Source organism: Bacillus salacetis (genome assembly GCF_049177075.1).
Lineage (GTDB): Bacteria > Bacillota > Bacilli > Bacillales > Bacillaceae_B > Rossellomorea > Rossellomorea salacetis_A.
On sequence record NZ_CP185377.1, the window covers coordinates 2440266 to 2460326 of the forward strand.

The window sequence follows — 20061 nt, forward strand, 5'->3', positions numbered from 1 at the left end:
CTCTTATTCAATTTTTTAAAAAGATTGCTTTTGATAGGAAATCAGATTGAAATTCTCTTCTTTCACCTTCTGGTCAGCATCATTTGAATCTTCCAGAACATCTTCATTTATATCCCATTTCTTTCTCTTTTCCTTTACCGAAAGTCCTTCCAGTCCTTTCGCAATCCCGTTGAGTGAAAGGATCGTCAAAGAAAAGAAAAGCATAGGCACCATAAAAATCCACCAGGCGTTGAAAATTTCTGTATAATTCATGGCCATTACACCGGCCCACTCATTTACGAAGGGTTTCGGCGGATCACAGAAGCCTACATAACAAACATCTGTCCCTCCGAAAAATAATTGAAAGAAACTTAAATGTGCGATGATCAGTAATACCTGGATAAGTATCTTCGGGAAGATAATGAACAGTCTAAGTTTCAGATGGGGCATGAGATGTTTTCGAAATACAAAAAATTTATTTCCGCCGAGTACCGTAGCACTGAGAATGAATTCCTTCTTCAAGATTTCCCTCGTCTCATTCGCAATCAATATCGCTGTTGTCGGCACCGTGATGAGTGCCAGGACGATGATCTGCCAGACGATTCTTTCTGTCATTGTCGTTTGGAACCCTTGCGGCGGTTCCCAGAGCAAGGGATGCAGGACATTATAGGCAATGATGGACTGCGGGATAAAATAAAACGAATTGAACATCGTCTGTGTTATGTATCTTGATGCCGTTTGAATGAAGCCTCCCGCGATCCCTAGGATGAAAGACACCAGGAAACTCAGCAGGGATATGGCAATAGCCGCGCCAAGAGTGTACTGAGCACCCTGCAGGACAATGAAGAACATATCATAGCCGTTGCGGTTCGTCCCGAAAGGAAATTCCAATGATGGTTTAAAAGGGGCACCAGCGATGACATTTCCCTCTTCATTGTACTTAAGTGTCGTCTGTGGAATATCTCCATCAAGGATATAGTTAAAGACAAGGCTGCCGGACACCATCAGAATGACAAATCCTATACATAGGATGACAAGCCATTTATAGAAGTTTCTCTTCATTACAAGCTCATCTCCTTCCCGATTCTCCGTTTGATCAAGAACTGCAGCCCCTTCAGCAGAACATAAATTGGGATGAACAGCAGGATGGCCGTAATCGCAAAGATGGACGGAGTATTATAGGTAAATAGAAAGGAGGTGACACCGAATACATTAAACAGATATTCCAAGATTAGAAGGTTCGATAACATCATCCAAACGATCTGTTTAGAGTGATAGGTCAGGCTGATCAAGATATTCCTGATCATATGGGTGAAGAGCAGATTGAATTTCCCCAGTCCCTTTCCTCGCGCAAGCTCAACATAGGGCAGATTCTGCTCCTCCTTGATGAAGGACACCAATAAGCCAAGAAAGAAAAAAGCAGGAAGGATACTCAATACTGCCGCAGGGAAAAGGATCACCTGTTTTTCCCCTACAGATGCTACATCCATCAGCAGGATTCCTGACTTTTTAAAAAACCAGATAACAAAAATTTGCATGGAAGCAATCACAAAAATATCCGGTAAAGAACTCAAGAGAAAAGCAAAGACCCTGATCAATCCCCTGAACCATCTTCCTACAGTGTAATACAGTACAAGAAGCAGTAAAGATGCTGCTATTGCTATCAATAAAGCCAAAAAGACAATCCGCGCACTGCTGTAGAATGCAAGGAAAATGATCGGAAACAAGTCCCTTTCCACATTGGAATTTACATACACAAGATCAGTCGGATTCACCAAATCTCTAAATACGCTCAGCAGGCTTTCCCCATATGTAACAATGGAAAGTGTTTGGTTTTGAAACAACCCGGAAGCAGCGCTTACCAATATAATGCCAATAATGATCAATAAGGGTTCAGAGAGGCTTCTTCCCCATAATTTAGCCATTCCACCCTGCCCCCTTTCTTCAATTTATCTAATTATTACAATATTAACACATATTTGTAATATTCAGGTAACGTTTTCATGGAGAATCCACTAACAACAAGGAGGACGAACCCCTAAGCGGTCCGTCCTCCTTGTTGTTTTTCCCTTCAGAAGTTGAGGCCATTTTTTTCATCACCTCTTTCTATATGGCTTCCTCAGAAATAAGCTTTCGTCTGTTTAATTTTTTCACCACAATGCCATGGGTCGGAGAGAGCAGGAATACAAGGACAAAGATACCGCCGGCAACTGAAATCATCGATCCGGCAATGGAGGCGTCCAGGAAGTAAGCCAGGTAATAACCAGCTATGGAGCTGATGATGCCGATCACCATACTGATGAAGATCATGCCGCTCAGCTTTTCTGTAAGCAGGTAGGCCGCAGCAGCGGGTACGATGATCATCCCGACAACAAGGATGGCCCCGACACTTTCGAAAGATGCCACAGTCGTCAATGACACCATCCCCATCAACACATAATGAAACAGGACGACTGGAATCCCTAAGGCCGCTGCCATGGCTGGATCGAAAGAACAGATTTTGATCTGTTTATAAAACAAGCCTATAACCAATACATTCAGCAGGAATGCAGCCCCGATACCCCAGACAGCAATCGGTCCCAGGCTCATTCCGCCGATCTGTAAGGTGTCCCAAGGGGCATAAGCAATCTCCCCATAGAGGACGCAATCCAAATCAAGGTCCACTTGTCTTGTAAAGACACTGACCAAAATCACCCCAATAGCGAAGAGGGCTGTAAACACGACCCCGATCGAGGCATCCGACTGCACCCCGTTATTTTGGAACATTTGAATCAGGAACACGGTCACTAACCCGATGGCAGCTGCCCCGATCATCATGAAGAGTGAATCCCTTGAACCGCTCAACAGGAATGCGAGGACGATTCCCGGCAAAACGGAGTGACTGATGGCATCCCCCACCATCGACATTTTCCTCAGGACCAGGAAGCAGCCCAAAATGCTGCAAGAGCAGGCAACAAGGGCACCAATCAGTATAATCCAGAAATCGTTCATGATGACCTCTCCTTTACTTCGGCATTTACATACACTTCTTGGTAATGCTGTTTAGCCTGGGCTCTTAATTTTATTTTTGCAAGCACCCCTCTTGTTGGAGAAAAGATGACACTGATGACAAAGATTGCAGTCGCTGACAAGACAACCAGAGGACCTGTCGGCAAGTTGGACGCCATCGTACTCACAATCGTACCGGCAAACCCGCTTAAGGCACCGAATATCCCTGCCAGGACCACCATCACATGCAGCTTTTCAGTCCAATAGCGGGCGGCCACTGCAGGGGTGATCAACAAGGCTGCCATCAATACGACCCCTACTGCCTGAATCCCGATAACAACTGCTGTAACAAGGAGAAGCATGATGAACTGATCCAGCAGGAAGATCGGCAATCCGATTCCCTTTGCAAACCCGGGATCAAATGATAGAAGCTTGAACTCTTTGAAGAACAATGCCGAGATTCCTACCAGGAACAGGCTGATGGCAGCCATGGTATATACATCCGATTGAACCATCGATGCTGCCTGGCCGAACAGGAACTTATCCAACCCGCTTTGATTCCCGCTGTTGCTGTGCTGAATTTGTGTTAGGAGTACAATGCCGATACCAAAAAACACCGTCAAAATGATTCCCAGGGCGGAATCTTGTTTGATTCTCGAATATTTCGTAATTAAACTGATCATCAATGTTGCAAGAAGACCGGCCACAATTGCCCCGATCAGGAAAAATACGATGGACTTGGTACCGGTTATCATGAAAGCAACACATACCCCCGGCAAAGCGGCATGTGATAGAGCATCCCCCATTAAGGACTGCTTTCTCAGATAAGCGAAGCAGCCGATGACGCCGCTGCTTAATCCAAGGAGCATGGAGCCCATGAGAATCCATTGAGTATTGGGATCTTGAAAGAAAGATAGCCATTCCATTTCAAACACCTCAATTTCCTACCAGAGTGGTGGAATCAGAATCAAGCATGGTTAATTTTCCGCCGTATGTCTTTTGTAAATATTCTTTTGTAAAAAGTTCTTCCGTAGGCCCCACACCGATCAACTCTACATTCAGAAGCATAATCCAATCAAAATATTCCTTTACTGTATTAAGGTCATGGTGGACAACGAGGACTGTCTTCCCCTGCTGTTTCAGTTCATTCAATAAAGAAATGATTGCCTTTTCTGTTGCAGCATCCACTCCGACGAACGGTTCATCCATAAAGTACAAGTCAGCGTCCTGCGCAAGGGCCCGTGCAAGGAAAACCCGCTGCTGCTGCCCTCCTGAAAGCTGGCTGATCTGGCGGCTGGCGAATTCGGCCATCCCTACCTTTTCAAGACATTCCATCGCAATCTGCTTATCTTTTTTCTTAGGACGGCTCACCCACCCCAGATGGCCGTAACGGCCCATCGTCACTACATCGAGGGCATCCGTCGGAAAATCCCAGTCGACCGATTCCCTCTGCGGAACATACCCAACTCGTTTTCTAGCTGCTTTATATGAACTGCCGAATATCTCCACGTCTCCAGTCAGAGCAGGGATTAATTCGAGAATGGATTTGATCAAGGTGGATTTCCCAGCTCCATTGGGACCGATGATCCCGATAAGATTTCCTTCAGGCAAACTGAATGAGATATTTTTCAAGACCGGCTTCTTCTGATAAGCTACCGCTAAATTTTTTACCTTCAATGGTGAATTCATTTTCATTTCCTCCTTTACTTTAATGCATTGACAATGGTATCTACGTTATGGCGCACCATGCCGATATACGTTCCTTCTTCTGTTCCTGCTTCTCCCATGGCATCAGAAAAGAGCTCTCCGCCGATCTGTAAATCATGGCCTTTCTCCTTAGCTCCTTCAATGACTGCTTCAATCGCTTTCTTCGGCACGCTTGATTCCACAAACACCGCTTTAATCTTTTTATCAACAAGGTAATCGCGGAGTTCACTTACATCCTTGGAGCCGGCTTCCGATGCCGTGCTGATTCCCTGCAGTCCCTTTACTTCGATATCATAAGCCTCTCCAAAGTAGCCGAACGCATCATGGGCTGTCACCAACACTCTTGTCGATTCAGGAATCGTTGCAATTTGGTCCCTTGTATAGTTGTCGAGTTCTTCCAACTCTTTGATGTACTCTTTTGCGTTCGTTTCATAATCCTCCGCATGCTCCTTATCAAAATCTGAAAGTTCTTCCGCAACCGTTTCAGTGGCCGAAATCCAATGTTTCACATTGAACCAGACATGGGGATCGTGCCCTTGGGAGCCGTCAGCAGGCGTCCGCAAACTGGATTCAGGAATGTTTTTCGTAACAGCAATCGTCGGTTTCTGCTTTTCCATCTTCTCGAAGATTTCAGTCATTTTCCCTTCCAGGTGCAGTCCATTATAAAAAATCATGTCTGCTTCATCCAGTTTCCGGATATCCCCTTGAGAAGCTTTGTAGAGGTGAGGATCCACTCCTGACTTCATCAATCCGACTGCATCAACGTGCTCCCCTCCCACATTCTCGACAATATCGTTTATCATTCCGATAGTAGATGTAATCTTGATTTTGCCGGGGTCTGAATCCGATTGATCACTGTTTGAACATCCGCTTACAATCATCATCAGGGCAGCACCAGCAAGAAAAGCTAACTTAAATAGTTTCATGGTTCCATACCTCTCTTCTTCATTTTTCTCCGGACAAATTAGTTACCCATTCACACAAAAGTTTACCTAATGCAACTTTTGGATAAAAAAATATAAACCTTGCTTTACTCCTTTAAAGCGCTAAGAGGGACAGTCCCCTGTAACACTTTAACGTGCTAAATTGTTTTCTTCCACCACCTTTGACCAGACATTCACAACTATATTCTATAACAATTTAAAAGTTTACTTCAACCAAAAGTTATTTATTAAGCTAAAATATTTTCCTTATTCCATATCCCCTTCTACTGCTTTTCAATATGTTTTTTCTCCGTTATCAGTTTAACCTCTTCTTCACTCAGGATTCCAAGAGCCTTGAACACAACGGCATATGTTTGAATTTTTCTTTGAATTCTCCCTGAAGGATACATGCCTCACCACCCCTTTGATTGGTTTTATCAAATTATATTCACTTAACTTAAAATGTTTCCTTACACCAAAAAAATGGGCATCGGCAAATATAAAAGGATACAGGACTATTTATTGTCCTGCATCCTTTACTTTTTTACAAACTAAGGGATCTCAAACACTATGTCTTCCCATCAGTATTGTGTTATAAAATTTTCCGTCAGCCAGGATTTTGTCTCTTTTCAATACTCCTTCCTTCTCAAAACCAAGCTTTTCATAAAGCCTTATCGCTTTTTCGTTGGTTTCCAGGACACTTAAAGCAACTTTGCTGATTTTACTCATATCTGCCCAATGAAGGGATTGTTCTAAAAGATTTTTTCCTATTCCATATCCCCAGAAATCTCTAAGTACACCCACACCGAATTCCACTTTGTGTGAAAATCTTTTTAACTCACTGCCTTCGCATCTGGAGAACGCTATTAGTTTCCCATTTGCCTCAGCCACCAGAAAAAGATTTCTCGGTTTCTCACTATCCTCGTGGATCAATTCTTCAAAACCCGTTTCATCAATAAACCCTTCTCCTCTTTCGCGATCAAGGTTTTCCGTTTCACCATCAATCTCCAGCCTTAAAGTTGACAGCTGGGCAGCATCCTCTTTCTTGGCCGACCGAATGACATACTCCAGCCCGTTCACCGCGTAGTTTTTATTGGATATTTTCATCTCGTTACCTCTTCCCTATTATTTGGCTATTCCCAGAATACAAAAAAGAGAAAAGAAGAAAAAGGGTAATCATTTATCAGAGACCATTTCATCTTTTTTTTCATGAAACATCGCCTTCGGCCGCTTTCCAAGTACAGCAAAAAAGACCAAGCACAGGTCTTGGTCCATATCTCGTATTTACCAATATTTAATTCAGGATAACTCCTGTTCCAAATCTAACAGCCTCTTTATCTCCTGCCTTTTGATCTGTCTCATTTCCGTACGGCAGTCTGTGCAGTGAATCAATATATTCCCTTTATAGTAAAAGGATTCGACGGAGAAAGCCAGTCCGCATCTCTTGCAAGGTTGTTCTCCAGCAGGTCTCATGAAAGTCCCCTCCAAGTAATATATACAAATCTAGTATTCGATATCTGTCAGAAATTATTCTAAGAAAGCTTTTTCTTCTAAATAAAGTAAATAGAACCAACGGACCCAGGGAATGCTAAAAGCAATATACTTACAGGAGGAATAAAGTATGAGCGAAAGCCTTCTATCGATTTTTGCCCTTGGCGGCTGTAATGAAATCGGTAAAAATATGTATGTTATCCAATACGGTGATGATATCATCATCATTGATTCCGGTGGGAAATTTCCTGATGAAACACTGATGGGCATTGATCTGATCATCCCGGACATCAGCTACCTGGAAGAAAACGCGGACAAGGTAAAAGCCCTTCTCGTGACACATGGACATGAGGACCATATTGGCGGAGTTCCTTATCTTTTGAAAAAACTGAATGTACCTGTGTATGCGACTAACTTCACATTAGGTCTCATTGAATTGAAACTGGAAGAGCACAAACTCAGAAGAGAGACCACTCTTGTGCCGATTGATTCCAATTCTGCATTGGAATTCGGACAGATCAAAACTTCCTTTTTTAACGTAAGTCACAGTATCCCCGACTGTCTTGGCATTGTTTTTGATACACCGGAAGGAACGGTCGTTCATACAGGAGACTTCAAGTTTGACTGGACTCCGCTGAATAACCAGAAAGCCGATATACATAAGATGGCCGAAATCGGAAAAAAAGGTGTCCTGGCTCTCTTATCAGAAAGTACAAATGCAGAGCGCGGCGGATTGTCCCCTTCTGAGCAAATCGTCAGCAGCCATATGGACGAGGCTTTCTTGAAGGCAGAAGGGAAGATATTTGTATCGACTTTTGCCTCCAACGTCAACCGCGTGCAGCAGGTTGTTCATGCCGCAATGAAAACGAACCGAAAACTCGCCCTTCTTGGCCGGAGCATGATCAATGTTGTGGATGTTGCCATCGAACGAGGCTACCTCAATGTCCCGGAAGGAATGATCATCGACCACAGAGATATTGACACTTTTAACTCTGAAAAAGTTGCTATCCTGTGTACCGGGAGCCAAGGGGAACAAATGGCTGCACTCGGGCGGCTGTCCAGCGGGCAGTTCCGCGATGTGACAATTGATACCGGTGACACTGTCATCCTTGCTGCTTCTCCGATACCAGGCAACGAAAAGGATGTCTCCAAGATCATCGACAACCTATTTAACCTCGGCGCACATGTCATCTATGGAACAGGAAGTTCTACCGGCATGCATGTTTCTGGGCATGGTTATCAGGAAGATCTTAAGCTGATGCTTACTTTGATGAATCCGACTTATTTTATCCCGATTCACGGGGAGACCCGGATGCTGCACCATCACCGTTTACTCGCCGAATCAGTCGGTGTTGAACCCGGCAACACATTTATTATCAAAAACGGAGAGGTCGTGGATATCGAAAACGGGACAGCCCGCCAAACCCGCTCTGTTCCTGCCGGTGATACCTATGTGGACGGCATCAGTGTTGGTGACGTTGGAAATGTAGTGCTGCGCGACCGCCGCCAGTTATCCGAAGACGGCATCCTTGTCATTGTCCTGACACTGAGCAAACACGATCAACGCCTGTTGTCTGGACCTGACACCATCACCCGCGGATTTGTCTATGTAAAAGATTCCGAAGACCTCATCCGCAAAGTGAATAACATTGTCAGGGATGCCCTCGATGACCTGCCACCTGGTCACCTGCAGTGGAAGGTCATCAAACAAAGCATCATGAAATCCGTCGGACAATATCTGTTCAAACAAACGAAACGGAGACCGATGATCATCCCTATTATCATTGAGGTTTAAGCCTGCGAGCAGAAAGAAGACCAAATCGTTCGATTTGGTCTTCTTTGCGTTTGTTACTTCATGTTAGCGGCCACTTCTTCGGCTTGGTGTGATTTCATGGATTTTAAAATGCAAAGTCTTATTCTAAAGTCCTTTAGAGAGGTTTTAAAGGTATTTAAATTTTGGATCCTTAACTTAATATCCTTTAAACAGGTTTTAAAGGAAGTAAAAAAGTCAGATCCTAATCTATCTTCCTTTAAAAGTGGTTTTAAAGACTTTAATATTCGAACCGGCAATCTATCTTCCTTTAGAAAGCGTTTATAGGACTTTAAAAACGTTATCCCTAATTTAACGTCCTATAAACAGATTTTAAAGGACGCTAAAATGGTATATCCACTTCTATCTTCCTTAAACTGAAGCCAATCTTTAAAATTCAGTTGTCCTCCATTACAAGTCTCCGCTTCTCTCCATCAGGATCTTCCACTACTTCACTTTCACGGTTAAACACAATGGTGGATCGAACTTCTGTGTTGTAAGTCGGCCATCTCAACCCGCTGCCTCCAGCGTTCGGGTCACCAGTCTTCGCAAACGAAATCCAGGCATCCTGCATCTGCCGGGCAAGGTTTTTGACTCCCTCATCAACATCAACTTCGAGCCTCTTAAGGTATCCATAATGGGTGAATACAAAAGGAATCTCCAAACCATGTGACGCTTTTGCAACGACAGGATGATCGGGAATATGCCAGTCAAACCGATACATCCAGACAGGAGCATGTTTTGCTTGAGCTTCCGCATAATTAATGGAAGGTTTCCAAAAAACAAAATCGGTCATGAACTGGGCCTGCCCCTCAATTGTGGCTGAATATTGGTCTTTAATCTTATCGAATAGCTCCCTGCCGGCCATTTTCATCATGGTTGCATTTCTGACCTGCTCAGGCATTGGTTTGGAACCGGGCCTGAAGAAAAAAGCACCTTCGTCATGATTCGTCCCGATGATGATCGGTACATCTTTTGCCGCTCCTTCCGAAATGGCTTTCTGTGGATAATCCGGCAGCGTGTCACCGTCCACCACAGGCTGGAACAACATCGAGAGACCCGCTCCTTGATTCACCTTCTCTGCAGCCTCAATAATTTTTTCTGCTGAAATGTCTTTTAAGGATGTTAAACCCTGTTTGTCTACCCCAAGCTCATCCAGCATAGCCTCTGCTACCGCAGCTGCTGATCTTGCTGGCAGAACTTGTTCTGCCCCGCTCTCCATTATTGCTCTTTTAAACAATCCTTCCGCAGCAGGCATGGTCAATAGGGAAGCAATACTCATGGAGCCAGCGGATTCTCCAAAGATGGTCACTTCGTCAGGATTTCCCCCAAACGCTTTGATGTTTTCCCGCACCCATTTCAATGCCGCAATTTGATCAAGTAATCCGACATTTCCTGTGTAGCCGCCGTCCAGCCCTGCCAGGTGAAGAAAACCGAATGCACCCAAACGGTAATTCAACGTGACCACGATGACATCACCGTTCTCTGCGAATGCTGATCCATCATACAACGGACTGCTCCCTGATCCTGCCCGGAATGCCCCTCCATGAATCCACACCATGACAGGAAGGTTTTCTTTTTCCCCCATTGGTGCCCATACATTCAAATAAAGGCAGTCCTCCGACATATTCACTGCCGGTGCACCCAGCATAGCCGCCACTTCCGGGTTTTGCGGGCATATTGGGCCGAATGACGAACAGTCCAGTGCCCCTTCCCAACTCTCATGGACTTCCGGCGGCTGAAAACGGAGTTCCCCTACAGGTTTTTTTGCAAAGGGAATGCCCTTCCACACCCTGGCATTTCCCTCTTCCAGCCCTTGAACCAGACCCTGTTCTGTCTTCACCAATGTATTTGCCATGACGTCGCTCTCCTTATAATAAAATTCGATAATGACTAATTTTACACTGTTTCCCATTCATACCCAAATATAGCCTCTTCACGTAAAAACCGTCTCAGGGGTATCATTCCCGAGACAGTCTCTTTCTAACTAGCCATTGTTTTTAAAAGAATCCGGCATGATGACCGCCACAACTTCTCCACGCGCACAAAGTATGTCATTTGCGTAGACCTCCGTCTCCACCTTCCACTTCTTCGGATGAATTTCCTGAACACTTCCGTAAGCCTTCAGCTGAACTTCTGCAGGAGTGGGCTTTAAAAAATCAACTTTTAAAGAACCTGTTACAAAGCGCGGTGGCTCCACGCCGTCTCCTAATTCATGCCCATTTTTTCTATGCAGAGCAATCGCAGCCGATCCGGTTCCGTGGCAGTCGATCAAGGAAGCAATGATCCCTCCGTACACAAAACCAGGCATTGCCATATGCTCTTCCTTCGGCAGGTAAACAGTTATCGTTTTCTCACCGTCCCAGCCTGTCCGGAAATGATGCCCTTTTTCATTTAAACGGCCGCATCCATGGCACCAGGCAAAATCAGCCGGGTATTCATCTTGTATCGCTCTCTTTACTTCTTCCATTTTTACCATCCTTCTCATATTTATTTGACTTGTTTACTACTTCTTTTCATTGAGCTGAAATCCTGCTTTTCACTAGAAAGTACTATTACTTGACCCCCAATTCATAAAATGCGATAAAAGATGTATGAACTTTTCCATAATTTAGATTTTTATATGAGAGCGAGGGATTTTTATCAATTTACATAAAAAGAAGCTAGAAGAAATCAGCCAGGACGGTTCCTTTAAAAGACAAACCAACCGCTTCACTGTACCATTCGGCCAAGGAAAGGGAGAACTTCCCATCGAATCCGGCCGCTACAGACTCCTTTGGTCAGCAGCCTGTCCATGGGCACACCGGGCTGTGATTGTCAGAAGGATCCTGGGTTTAGAGGATGCCATCAGCCTGGGTACAGCAAGCCCGATGCGCCCGGCAATCGGACGCGTGGACTGGGAATTTTCATTGGACGATGGAAATAAAGACCCTGTCTTGGGAACCCAATATGTAAGTGAAGTTTACTTAAATGCCGACCCTGAATACTCCGGGCGGCCAACCGTCCCTGTCATGGTGGATATAAAAAAGAAGAAAGCTGTAAACAATGATTACTTCAAGTTGACTAACTACTTTGAAACGGTCTGGAGCCCCTTTCACAAGGAGAATGCTCCTGACTTGTACCCGGAGCATTTACGGAACGAAATCGATGAGTTGAATGATAAAATTTTTCATGATGTGAACAATGGGGTATACAAATGCGGTTTTGCTCAATCCCAGGAAGCTTATGAAGAATCTTTTGATCAGTTGTTCAGCCGTCTGGATGAGTTGGAAGAAAGGCTGTCTGAGCAACGTTTTTTGCACGGCGGCTTCATAACAGATTCCGATGTGCGCTTGTATACAACACTCGCCCGATTCGACGCGGCTTATTACAACGGTTTTAATACAAACCTGAACCTGTTGAGGGAAATGCCGAATCTATGGGCTTATGCCCGTGACTTATATCAAACACCAGGCTTTGGAGACACAACCGATTTTGACGCCATCAAGCGGCACTACCACCTCTCCATAACCATAAATCCGGACAGCACCGATTCAAGAATTTTACCAAAAGGACCGGATCTTAGTTTGTGGAACACACCACACGATCGTGAAAAAGTAAGCGGCCGCGATGAAAAGTATTTAATATAGAAGGGATATTAGTATTCAATGAATATAACCATTCGGGAAGCTAGAAAAGAAGAATTGTCGGAAATCCGCAAACAGCGGATCGAGGCTTATAAGGATCATATTCCAACCATTCCCAAAGCACACTGGGAAGCCCTTAAGAAAGCCATTTCATCCGAAGCCGACCAGCAGCAAGGTGTTGACCTCCTGGTTGCTAAAATCGAAGATCGAATTGTTGGAAGTGTTGCCCTGTTCCCTGCTAAAACAGACGCATACGAAGGTTTCATTGATGAATTGGATTACCCGGAAATCCGGGTCCTGGCTGTTGCACCGGAAGCCCGGGGAAAAGGCGTGGCTGCTGCCCTCATTAAAGAATGCATCCGTCGCGCGAAAGACAAAGGCTATGATTTTATCGGTCTCCATACCGGTGATTTCATGAATGATGCGATCGCTCTTTATGAACGCTTCGGCTTTGAACGGCTTCCTCAATATGACTTTGAACCCGCGAATGATGGAATCATTGTAAAAGCATTCAGACTTGCAATATAAAGAGAAATCCCTGTCAATTGCAGGGATTTCTTATTTTGTTGGAGAAGTAAAAAGCAAGGAGGTGAAACATGTTTTTTAAAACTCGTTCTGAATCCGATGAACTATTGGCATTAGGGTCTTTGAACAATCGAATGCGATTAAGCAAGAGGGACAAGCATCATTATTTAAATCTTGAAAAGGGCTATGAAGGCGAGGTACAATTCGATGGAATGGCAGAAAAACGTTTAGAGGATAAATTTGTCCTTAATGATTTGTTACTGGAAGTGCATCATTCTTATTCACAAATCGATACGCTGAGTATCTCGAATGGAGTAATTCATTTATTAAACATTAAAAATTATGAGGGAGATTACTATTTTGACGGAGATAAACTGTTAAAAGTTTCTCACGAAAAAGAATACAAAAACCCCCTTCTACAGCTACAAAGAAGTGCCACGATCATGCGTCAGATCCTCCAGGATTTGCAAGAAGATTATACAGTCAAACCCTTCGTCGTCTTCGTCAACCCTCAATTCACTTTATACCAAGCCCCTCTTAACCAGCCCATCATCTATCCAACCCAGCTAAACCGCTTTTTGACTACACTGGATAACACACCATCTTCACTTAGCGATAAAAACAGAAACCTTGCCAATAAGTTAGTTGCAATGCATAAGACCAAGAACCCTTTTACTCAGCTGCCGGGGTATGAGTATGCAAAGTTGAGAAAAGGTATCTACTGTAAGAGTTGCAGATCCTACTCGCTTTCCACAATGAATAATAAGTTTATTTGCGGTAAATGCAGAGAGGAAGAAAAATTTGAGAAAGCCATTTTACGGACCACTAAGGAGTTCAGGCTACTATTCCCAGGTAAAAAAATCACTGCTAAAATCATTCAGGAGTGGTGTAATGTGGATTTGAGCCGCAGAACATTTAGCAGAGTACTAAAGAGGAATTTTACAACTTTGGGAAGTACCAAGGATGTTTTTTATGAGTGATCTTAGGGTTTGGTTGCAATTCCAGCCGAATTACGACTCCCTCGCCTTCTGTTCCCTCCTTGCTGTCGCAATCCCAGCCGAATCGCGACTCCTTTGCCTTCTGTTCACTCCTTGCTGTCGCAATTCCACTTGAATCGCGACTCCCTCGCCTTCTGTTCCCTCCTTGCTGTCGCAATTCCAACCGAATTGCGACTCCCTTGCCTTCTGCTTCCTCTTTGCTGTCGCAATTCCAACCGAATCGCGACTCCCTCGCCTTCTGCTTCCTCCTTGCTGTCGCAATTCCACCCCGATTACTACCATGTACTCCAACCCTTCCCCCACTTTCAATACTATTTCCTTAGGTTCCTGCATAAATTGTACAAGCGATCCCCTTGAGGGTCGCCATTTAGTTTTACATACAAAGACTGAATATGCGAGGAGACTTTCGATGTTTGTTTTTATAGAAAAAGCCCTTTTGGCCATGGTTGCGTTGAGGATCCTCTCGGGGAGTATTGAGATCGGGGCCGCTTTGCTTATGTTGAAATTCAATGATTTGGAGAAGGCGTTTGCGATTAATTCATTGCTTGCCTTGGTGGGGCCGACGATTTTCTTTTCGACCACGGCCATCGGGCTGATGGGTTTGTCGGGGAAAATTTCTTTAATGAAAGCAGTTTGTTTAACTTCAGGAGTTTTGCTTATCGGGCTAAGTTTGAAGATGAAATAGATAGAAACGGGACACCTGCCCAATCCACAATAGGACATTCACCTATATCTGTAACGGTAATATTCTGTTTACAGAGAGGAGGGTGTTTGAGATTGGTGTTATACAGAGAAGATGATCCGGAAATCGCTGAATTGTCTGGTTGGCAGAAGGATGCCATCAACCGTTTTTCCGATAAGATGACCAGCCCAAAAAAATTCCCCTGCATTCCGGCTACCCAGGCATATGCGCTAAAGCAGCTCCGTTATGGTTTTGCCGGCATCCCCACTGCAGATTCGACCACTGCCGGGCTTGCTGAGATCCTGAAACAATTTTCATTACAAAGCCGGGAGTTCGGGAAATATACGACACTCGTGGTGTTTTTTGACACACCGACTGCTCTTGTTGAGGAAGGTACCGTTGAGGATTTTGAACTGTTGTTCTGGAAACTATTGAATCAACTTAATGAGATAGATGAAGTGGAATGGCCAGGGCATATTCCGCCCGATCCCGAGGAGAATCAATGGGAATTCTGTTTTCATGGCGAGCAATATTTCATGTACTGCGCCACTCCTTTGCACAAGAACAGGGACAGCCGGTTTTTCCCATACATGATGATGGCCATAACTCCACGCTGGGTGCTGAACGAGTTCAATTCCAACCCGGGGTATGCTAAAAAAGTACAGAAGCAGATCAGGAAGAGACTTGAACTCTATGATCAAATTGATGCCCATCCCGAGCTGAAGAAATATGGCAGTGACGATAACTATGAATGGAAGCAATATTTTTTACGCGACGATGATACAGCACTCTCAAAATGTCCGTTTCACCAAATGATGAAAGCCTCGAAAAAAATGGAGTAACAACCACCGGACTACCAAGTTCGGTTACATACATCTGTTCCCCAAGCAAAACCCCTGCTTTTTTCGGAAAGACAGCCCCAAACCCTATCCTTAATAGCTCCTTGTTGAACCCCTGAAACATACAATTTACAATGAATATATACTGAATTTTTATGGAGAGAAACTATGAACGTTCCGACTATCAAACAATTAACGAATACAACGGCTCTATCCGGCTTGTTTATCAACTTGATATGCCTGATTGGTATTATCTCCCCCTGGTTTTCCATCCTTGCAATTTTGGTCAGGGGAATCGCTGCATTAATTTATCTGTTCAATATCGCTGGTTTTATTCTTTTAGTGATTTACCGCGGGAACTGCAAGGGCCAGTCATTTTATTTTAGAAACCTAATTCTTATCATTTCTTATCTAATTATTTATCCGCTGATCTTTGATAAAACAACAGATATCTTATAAAACAAAAAGGCCCTTTAAAAAGGCCCTTTTTTACATTTTAGGTGCTTCCATCCCCATAAGCGCCCATTCTTCTTTCGACGGGCCATAGAAACCAGGCACATTTAATCCCGCCTGCCTCATCAGTACGGTCATCTGTCCGCGATGGTGGATTTCATGCTTCATCAAGAAAAGAAGTAAGGTTCCTATATTCATTTTCTGGCCAAATACATCAATTTCCACAGCCATATCATCATCTGACCACTGTTCTTTCACGGCGGCTATGAAAGCTGCATTTGTCCGTTTGTAGGTTTCGGCAATGTAGCTTGCAGAACCAGGAACAGGATAATCTTCTGCAGGACCGTCAAATTTCAGGTTCGTCTGCGAGGAAATTATCTTGATCGCTGTTGTTATATGCCATGCTGTCCTTCCGAGTGACCAATGCCCTTCTGAAACTTCCTGCTTCAAAGACTCATCCGTCAAATTGTTCAGCGCTTTTTGAGTGGAAGCCGTCTCCCTTTCCCAGGACATCAAAAATCCATTAACAGTTTGAAACATATGCATTCCCCCTTTATGTATGGATACACCGTAATATATTGCTTTCCCTGCCGTTTCAGACCTCCAACTGTTACAAAAAAATGAATCATTCGCAATCCTTTTCGAAATGCATCCCTTCATTAGGGAGCAGTCCTTCCGGCGGAGTCCATACACTTTGGCAGATCTTGTCTTCATCAGCCACTGAATAGGTATATGTCCACCCCCTTTCATTTTGAAAAGTCACTTCCAGATGATAGGGGTTGTATTGCCTGCCTGTCCGACTGCGAATCTCCCACCTTTCATCCGGATACTTTACTTCCAAGTACTCATTTAATGCTTCCGTTTTTTTTGCCACTTGATACTGAATCCAGAAGGGCCGGACAGCAAAAAAAATAAGAAGCAGAATCGTAATGAATGCTGCTGTCTTGAGACTTGTTTTTCTGTTCTTGGACGGCAATCAGAAAGCGATCATGAAAACGAATCCTATAAAGATGACCGATGCAATCATTTCTATCACTGTGATAGGATGCACATGATTCCTCCTTTTCTACTGTTCTTCTAAAAAGGTTCTTACTGTTTCTCCTGCCATCCCCGGATGCTGCATCCATACGTATGCATGCATACTGTCTCTTAAAGGCAGGATTTTAAAAGAGTTCAAGAAGCTGGCGAAAAAATAAGTGCTTTGGCGGATCTTCTCATTTTCCCATTCCTCTTCAGTTGGGAGAAAAAGGACCGGACACGTAATTTTTTGATAATACTCTTCAAATTTCAAACCCCAGTACTTTTGGATATATTCCTTTCGGACGTGATTTTTATAATGGTGTTCAAACTGATCCTGATCATTTTCATGCAGACAGCTCTTGAAATAAGACACAAAGGAATCAGACCAAACTCCATGTTCTGTTAACTGCTTTTGCATTTCAATTGTGTATTGTTTGATAGACGGGTAGACAGGAAGAACCCTCCTGTTCATTTCATGCAGCTGTCTCTCTTTTTCCTGCGTGATTTCTTCTTCAGTCCCTCGGAAAAGCCCGTATTCCCCGAACTCGTTATACATCGCTCCTTCACAGACAATCGATGCAATCATTTCCGGATGGGAGGCGGCAAGACTCAATCCCACTTCTGCCCCCATCGAGCTTCCAATGATTTGACAACTATTGATCTCTAATTCTTTCAGTAAAAGATGGATATCGTTCGCCATGTCATCAATATGATAGCCAGTGTCAGGCCGATCGGATTTCCCATGACCGCGGATGTCAGGAGCAATAATGGTATATTCCTTATCAAAGAGGGGAATCACACCGTTCCACATCTCGTTAGTTCCCCCGCTGAAATGTAAAAATAAGAGTGCCGGTCCTCTATTTTTCTTGTATTTAACATTGAGACCTATCCCATTGCTTAAATGAACCAATCTTTCTTCCATTTTAGTTTCCCTCCTGAGACTATTGGAAAATTCATACATTACTATTATAGCATCTGGAGGGCAAATAAACTTTCATTCATTTGTCCCTTCTCAGATTTAAAACAGCCTCCGATTCTACAAAAGAAAAAGCCCGATCTCAATTGGATCAGACTTTACTGATTGAACTTTCTCTATACCATGGAAACAAATTCCTGCGCCTGCTTGTCCAGTCCACCGGCAGAACTGGAGATAGCTTCGAATTCCTGCATGGCGATGTCAATTTGTTTCTGGCTTTCATTAACACTTTGCGTGATTCTTTCGATACTGTCTGTGACTTTTCCGATTTCTTTTACAATCCCATCAATATTATCTTTTACTTCTGTAATCGATTGTTCCACCTTCACCGAAAGCTTGCGAACTTCTTTTGCGACCACATCAAATCCTCTTCCGTGTTCACCTGCACGGGCAGCTTCAATAGCGGCATTCAGTGCAAGCAGGTTGGTTTGGGCAGCAATTTCCCTGATGGTTTTCACTATCCCTGTAATGAAATTTGCTTGATTCTGCAGGTTTGCAAGGTTCATCGCATTTTCTTTCGATTCATGTGAAATCCGTTCAATCGTCGTCAACAGTTCTTGGCTTCTCACCATTCCCACCTCGGAACGGGTATTTAACTGTTCCGACATCTCCTTTAAGTGATCCGCCATTTTAATTATCTGGTTCTGCCTCTTCGTGATGTTGGTGGCGACTTTCGAGACCCCGATCACTTCTCTGCCATCCTCGGAGTATACAGGCATATAAGTAGCCTCCAGCCATAAGGTATTCCCATGGGCATCTATCCGCTCAATCTTGCCCTGATAGCTGTTGCCTCCAAACAGTCTGCCCCAGAAATCATCATATTCCCGGCTGTTTGCAAATGAAGGGAAACAGAATTTTTTGTGATGCATTCCCAGCATTTCATTTACCGTATACCCCATTGATCTCGCAAATAATTCATTCACATATGCGACACGGCGGTTAACATCAAACCGGATAATGGCCAGATGTTTCTCGATGGCCCTTACGACTAAATCGTCTGTAACCAACTGCTGGTTCTCCTCTTTCAATATCCCGTTCATTATGGACCCCCAAATGTAATAATTTGTTTATTATTCTGATTTTTTGTCAACTCTCTCTAACATTACCTTATACCCAGGACTTATTCAACATCCAGTGTGTTGCTGTACAGCCACTTGTCAGGCAAATAAACACCCAGGAAGCATGCACTCCCTGGGTGTTCTGTCTCTTATTCTTCCATCCATTCAGGCTTTCCAAAGCCTTTGAATTCTTCATCTATTGTTGCTTCAAATTCTTCAGATTCCACCACTTCTATAATATCTTTTGCAAGTTGTGAATCAACTTCTGCCGTATTCATGACTACCCGGTTTCGATACTGGTCTGGCATGTTTTCCAATTGAAGGGCATCCAGAAGATCCATTTTTGCGGCAAGAGCATAGTTTCCTGGTACAGCGGATAGATCTGTGCTTTCAACGGCTCTTGGAAGCTGGGCCGCTTCAATTGGCTGGAATTTAAGATTCTTCACGTTTTCCTCTACATCTTTTTCTGAAACAGTAAGCGGGTCAGAATCCGGATTCAAGGTAATCAGGCCTGCATCCTGCAAAATCTGGAATGCACGGGCCGCATTGGTAGGGTCATTCGGAATGGCAATGGAGCTTCCATCTTCAATCGCTTCAATGGAATCAAATTTTGTTGAATAGATCCCCATTGGTGCAGTAGGAACGACAATGACTTCTGATAATTCAAGCCCGTTCTGCTCGGCGAAAGTTTCCATGTAAATTTTATGCTGGAACAGGTTAGCATCAAGGTCACCTTCTGCGAGTGCGTTGTTTGGCTGGATATAGTCACTGAATTCTTTGACTTCCACTGTATATCCTTTTTCCTCAAGGCCTGGCTTGATTGCTTTTGTCACCATATCACTGTATGGCCCTGCCGTGGCACCAAATGTGATTTCCTTGCTCTCACTCTCTGATCCGCCGGCTTCCTCACCGCCGCATGCAGCCAATAAACTGATGGCTGCTGTCAATGCTAAAAATAAAATCCATTTCTTCATGTTGTATTCCTC

Annotated in this window: 23 protein-coding genes and 2 pseudogenes; 7 read left to right on the forward strand and 18 right to left on the reverse strand. The window is 43.9% G+C overall.

Going from position 1 to position 20061, the window contains the following annotated elements:
* Positions 1 to 15 precede the first annotated feature (15 nt).
* The 9 genes from ACOJQI_RS12655 to ACOJQI_RS12695 form a co-directional block, all read right to left on the reverse strand.
* Entirely contained in the window at positions 16 to 1041 is a 1026-nt protein-coding gene (locus ACOJQI_RS12655) for an ABC transporter permease (protein WP_421378304.1), read from the reverse strand.
* Positions 1041 to 1904, reverse strand: coding sequence for an ABC transporter permease subunit (locus tag ACOJQI_RS12660; protein ID WP_421378306.1), 864 nt, complete (start codon positions 1902 to 1904; stop codon positions 1041 to 1043). The genes ACOJQI_RS12655 and ACOJQI_RS12660 overlap by 1 nt, the downstream gene beginning before the upstream one ends.
* Before the next feature lie 181 nt (positions 1905 to 2085).
* Positions 2086 to 2970: a metal ABC transporter permease gene (locus tag ACOJQI_RS12665; RefSeq protein ID WP_421378309.1), complete on the reverse strand. Its 885-nt coding sequence runs from the start codon at positions 2968 to 2970 to the stop codon at positions 2086 to 2088.
* Complete coding sequence (locus ACOJQI_RS12670) at positions 2967 to 3893, reverse strand: metal ABC transporter permease (RefSeq protein WP_421378311.1); 927 nt, start codon at positions 3891 to 3893, stop codon at positions 2967 to 2969. The genes ACOJQI_RS12665 and ACOJQI_RS12670 overlap by 4 nt, the downstream gene beginning before the upstream one ends.
* 10 nt (positions 3894 to 3903) lie before the next feature.
* A complete protein-coding gene (locus ACOJQI_RS12675) occupies positions 3904 to 4656 on the reverse strand; it encodes a metal ABC transporter ATP-binding protein (protein ID WP_421378313.1) in 753 nt (250 codons plus the stop codon).
* A 14-nt stretch (positions 4657 to 4670) separates the two neighbouring features.
* Positions 4671 to 5555, reverse strand: coding sequence for a metal ABC transporter solute-binding protein, Zn/Mn family (locus ACOJQI_RS12680; RefSeq protein WP_421385470.1), 885 nt, complete (start codon positions 5553 to 5555; stop codon positions 4671 to 4673).
* Positions 5556 to 5881: 326 nt separating this feature from the next.
* Entirely contained in the window at positions 5882 to 6007 is a 126-nt protein-coding gene (locus tag ACOJQI_RS12685) for a hypothetical protein (protein WP_421378315.1), read from the reverse strand.
* Positions 6008 to 6158: 151 nt separating this feature from the next.
* A complete protein-coding gene (locus tag ACOJQI_RS12690) occupies positions 6159 to 6704 on the reverse strand; it encodes a GNAT family N-acetyltransferase (RefSeq protein WP_421378317.1) in 546 nt (181 codons plus the stop codon).
* A 192-nt stretch (positions 6705 to 6896) separates the two neighbouring features.
* Entirely contained in the window at positions 6897 to 7070 is a 174-nt protein-coding gene (locus tag ACOJQI_RS12695) for a hypothetical protein (protein ID WP_421378319.1), read from the reverse strand.
* Positions 7071 to 7218: 148 nt separating this feature from the next.
* Between ACOJQI_RS12695 and ACOJQI_RS12700 the strand changes: the two genes are divergently transcribed.
* Positions 7219 to 8883 carry a ribonuclease J gene (locus tag ACOJQI_RS12700; protein ID WP_421378322.1) on the forward strand — a complete coding sequence of 555 codons (1665 nt, stop codon included), beginning with the start codon at positions 7219 to 7221 and terminating at the stop codon, positions 8881 to 8883.
* Positions 8884 to 9295: 412 nt separating this feature from the next.
* On the opposite strand, the gene ACOJQI_RS12705 is transcribed toward ACOJQI_RS12700, so the two are convergent.
* Entirely contained in the window at positions 9296 to 10756 is a 1461-nt protein-coding gene (locus ACOJQI_RS12705; RefSeq protein WP_421378324.1) for a carboxylesterase/lipase family protein, read from the reverse strand.
* A gap of 129 nt (positions 10757 to 10885) precedes the next feature.
* On the reverse strand, positions 10886 to 11368 hold the full coding sequence (locus ACOJQI_RS12710) for a PaaI family thioesterase (RefSeq protein WP_421378326.1): 483 nt from the start codon (positions 11366 to 11368) through the stop codon (positions 10886 to 10888).
* Positions 11369 to 11540: 172 nt separating this feature from the next.
* Here ACOJQI_RS12710 and ACOJQI_RS12715 point away from each other — a divergent pair, with 172 nt between their 5' ends.
* The 3 genes from ACOJQI_RS12715 to ACOJQI_RS12725 all read left to right on the forward strand — a co-directional run bounded on the left by ACOJQI_RS12715 (position 11541) and on the right by ACOJQI_RS12725 (position 14029).
* Positions 11541 to 12527, forward strand: a complete 987-nt coding sequence (locus ACOJQI_RS12715; protein ID WP_421385471.1) for a glutathione S-transferase family protein — start codon at positions 11541 to 11543, stop codon at positions 12525 to 12527.
* An 18-nt stretch (positions 12528 to 12545) separates the two neighbouring features.
* Positions 12546 to 13052 carry a GNAT family N-acetyltransferase gene (locus ACOJQI_RS12720; protein ID WP_421378328.1) on the forward strand — a complete coding sequence of 169 codons (507 nt, stop codon included), beginning with the start codon at positions 12546 to 12548 and terminating at the stop codon, positions 13050 to 13052.
* Between the two features lie 68 nt (positions 13053 to 13120).
* A complete protein-coding gene (locus ACOJQI_RS12725; protein WP_421378330.1) occupies positions 13121 to 14029 on the forward strand; it encodes a nuclease-related domain-containing protein in 909 nt (302 codons plus the stop codon).
* 30 nt (positions 14030 to 14059) lie between these two features.
* Here the strand turns inward: ACOJQI_RS12725 and ACOJQI_RS12730 are convergent, their stop codons facing one another.
* Positions 14060 to 14338: a hypothetical protein gene (locus ACOJQI_RS12730; protein WP_421378332.1), complete on the reverse strand. Its 279-nt coding sequence runs from the start codon at positions 14336 to 14338 to the stop codon at positions 14060 to 14062.
* A 118-nt stretch (positions 14339 to 14456) separates the two neighbouring features.
* Between ACOJQI_RS12730 and ACOJQI_RS12735 the strand changes: the two genes are divergently transcribed.
* The 3 genes from ACOJQI_RS12735 to ACOJQI_RS12745 all read left to right on the forward strand — a co-directional run bounded on the left by ACOJQI_RS12735 (position 14457) and on the right by ACOJQI_RS12745 (position 16027).
* Complete coding sequence (locus tag ACOJQI_RS12735; protein ID WP_421378334.1) at positions 14457 to 14732, forward strand: YqhV family protein; 276 nt, start codon at positions 14457 to 14459, stop codon at positions 14730 to 14732.
* Between the two features lie 86 nt (positions 14733 to 14818).
* The gene (locus tag ACOJQI_RS12740; RefSeq protein WP_421378337.1) at positions 14819 to 15571 is read left to right on the forward strand and encodes a YqcI/YcgG family protein; all 753 of its coding nucleotides are present in this window, start codon (positions 14819 to 14821) and stop codon (positions 15569 to 15571) included.
* Positions 15572 to 15736: 165 nt separating this feature from the next.
* Positions 15737 to 16027, forward strand: coding sequence for a hypothetical protein (locus ACOJQI_RS12745; RefSeq protein ID WP_421378339.1), 291 nt, complete (start codon positions 15737 to 15739; stop codon positions 16025 to 16027).
* A gap of 30 nt (positions 16028 to 16057) precedes the next feature.
* Here ACOJQI_RS12745 and ACOJQI_RS12750 read toward each other — a convergent pair whose 3' ends face one another.
* The 6 genes and pseudogenes from ACOJQI_RS12750 to ACOJQI_RS12775 form a co-directional block, all read right to left on the reverse strand.
* Complete coding sequence (locus ACOJQI_RS12750; protein WP_421378341.1) at positions 16058 to 16561, reverse strand: DinB family protein; 504 nt, start codon at positions 16559 to 16561, stop codon at positions 16058 to 16060.
* An 85-nt stretch (positions 16562 to 16646) separates the two neighbouring features.
* Positions 16647 to 16895 carry a hypothetical protein gene (locus ACOJQI_RS12755; RefSeq protein ID WP_421378343.1) on the reverse strand — a complete coding sequence of 83 codons (249 nt, stop codon included), beginning with the start codon at positions 16893 to 16895 and terminating at the stop codon, positions 16647 to 16649.
* 192 nt (positions 16896 to 17087) lie between these two features.
* Complete coding sequence (locus tag ACOJQI_RS12760) at positions 17088 to 17963, reverse strand: alpha/beta fold hydrolase (RefSeq protein ID WP_421378345.1); 876 nt, start codon at positions 17961 to 17963, stop codon at positions 17088 to 17090.
* Between the two features lie 170 nt (positions 17964 to 18133).
* A pseudogene (locus ACOJQI_RS12765) lies at positions 18134 to 18466 on the reverse strand (methyl-accepting chemotaxis protein); the annotation flags it as partial.
* 204 nt (positions 18467 to 18670) lie between these two features.
* Positions 18671 to 19057, reverse strand: a pseudogene (locus tag ACOJQI_RS12770) (PAS domain-containing protein); the annotation flags it as partial.
* A 167-nt stretch (positions 19058 to 19224) separates the two neighbouring features.
* Positions 19225 to 20049 (reverse strand): MetQ/NlpA family ABC transporter substrate-binding protein, encoded by an 825-nt coding sequence (locus ACOJQI_RS12775; protein ID WP_421378347.1) that lies wholly within the window; start codon positions 20047 to 20049, stop codon positions 19225 to 19227.
* Positions 20050 to 20061 lie beyond the last annotated feature (12 nt).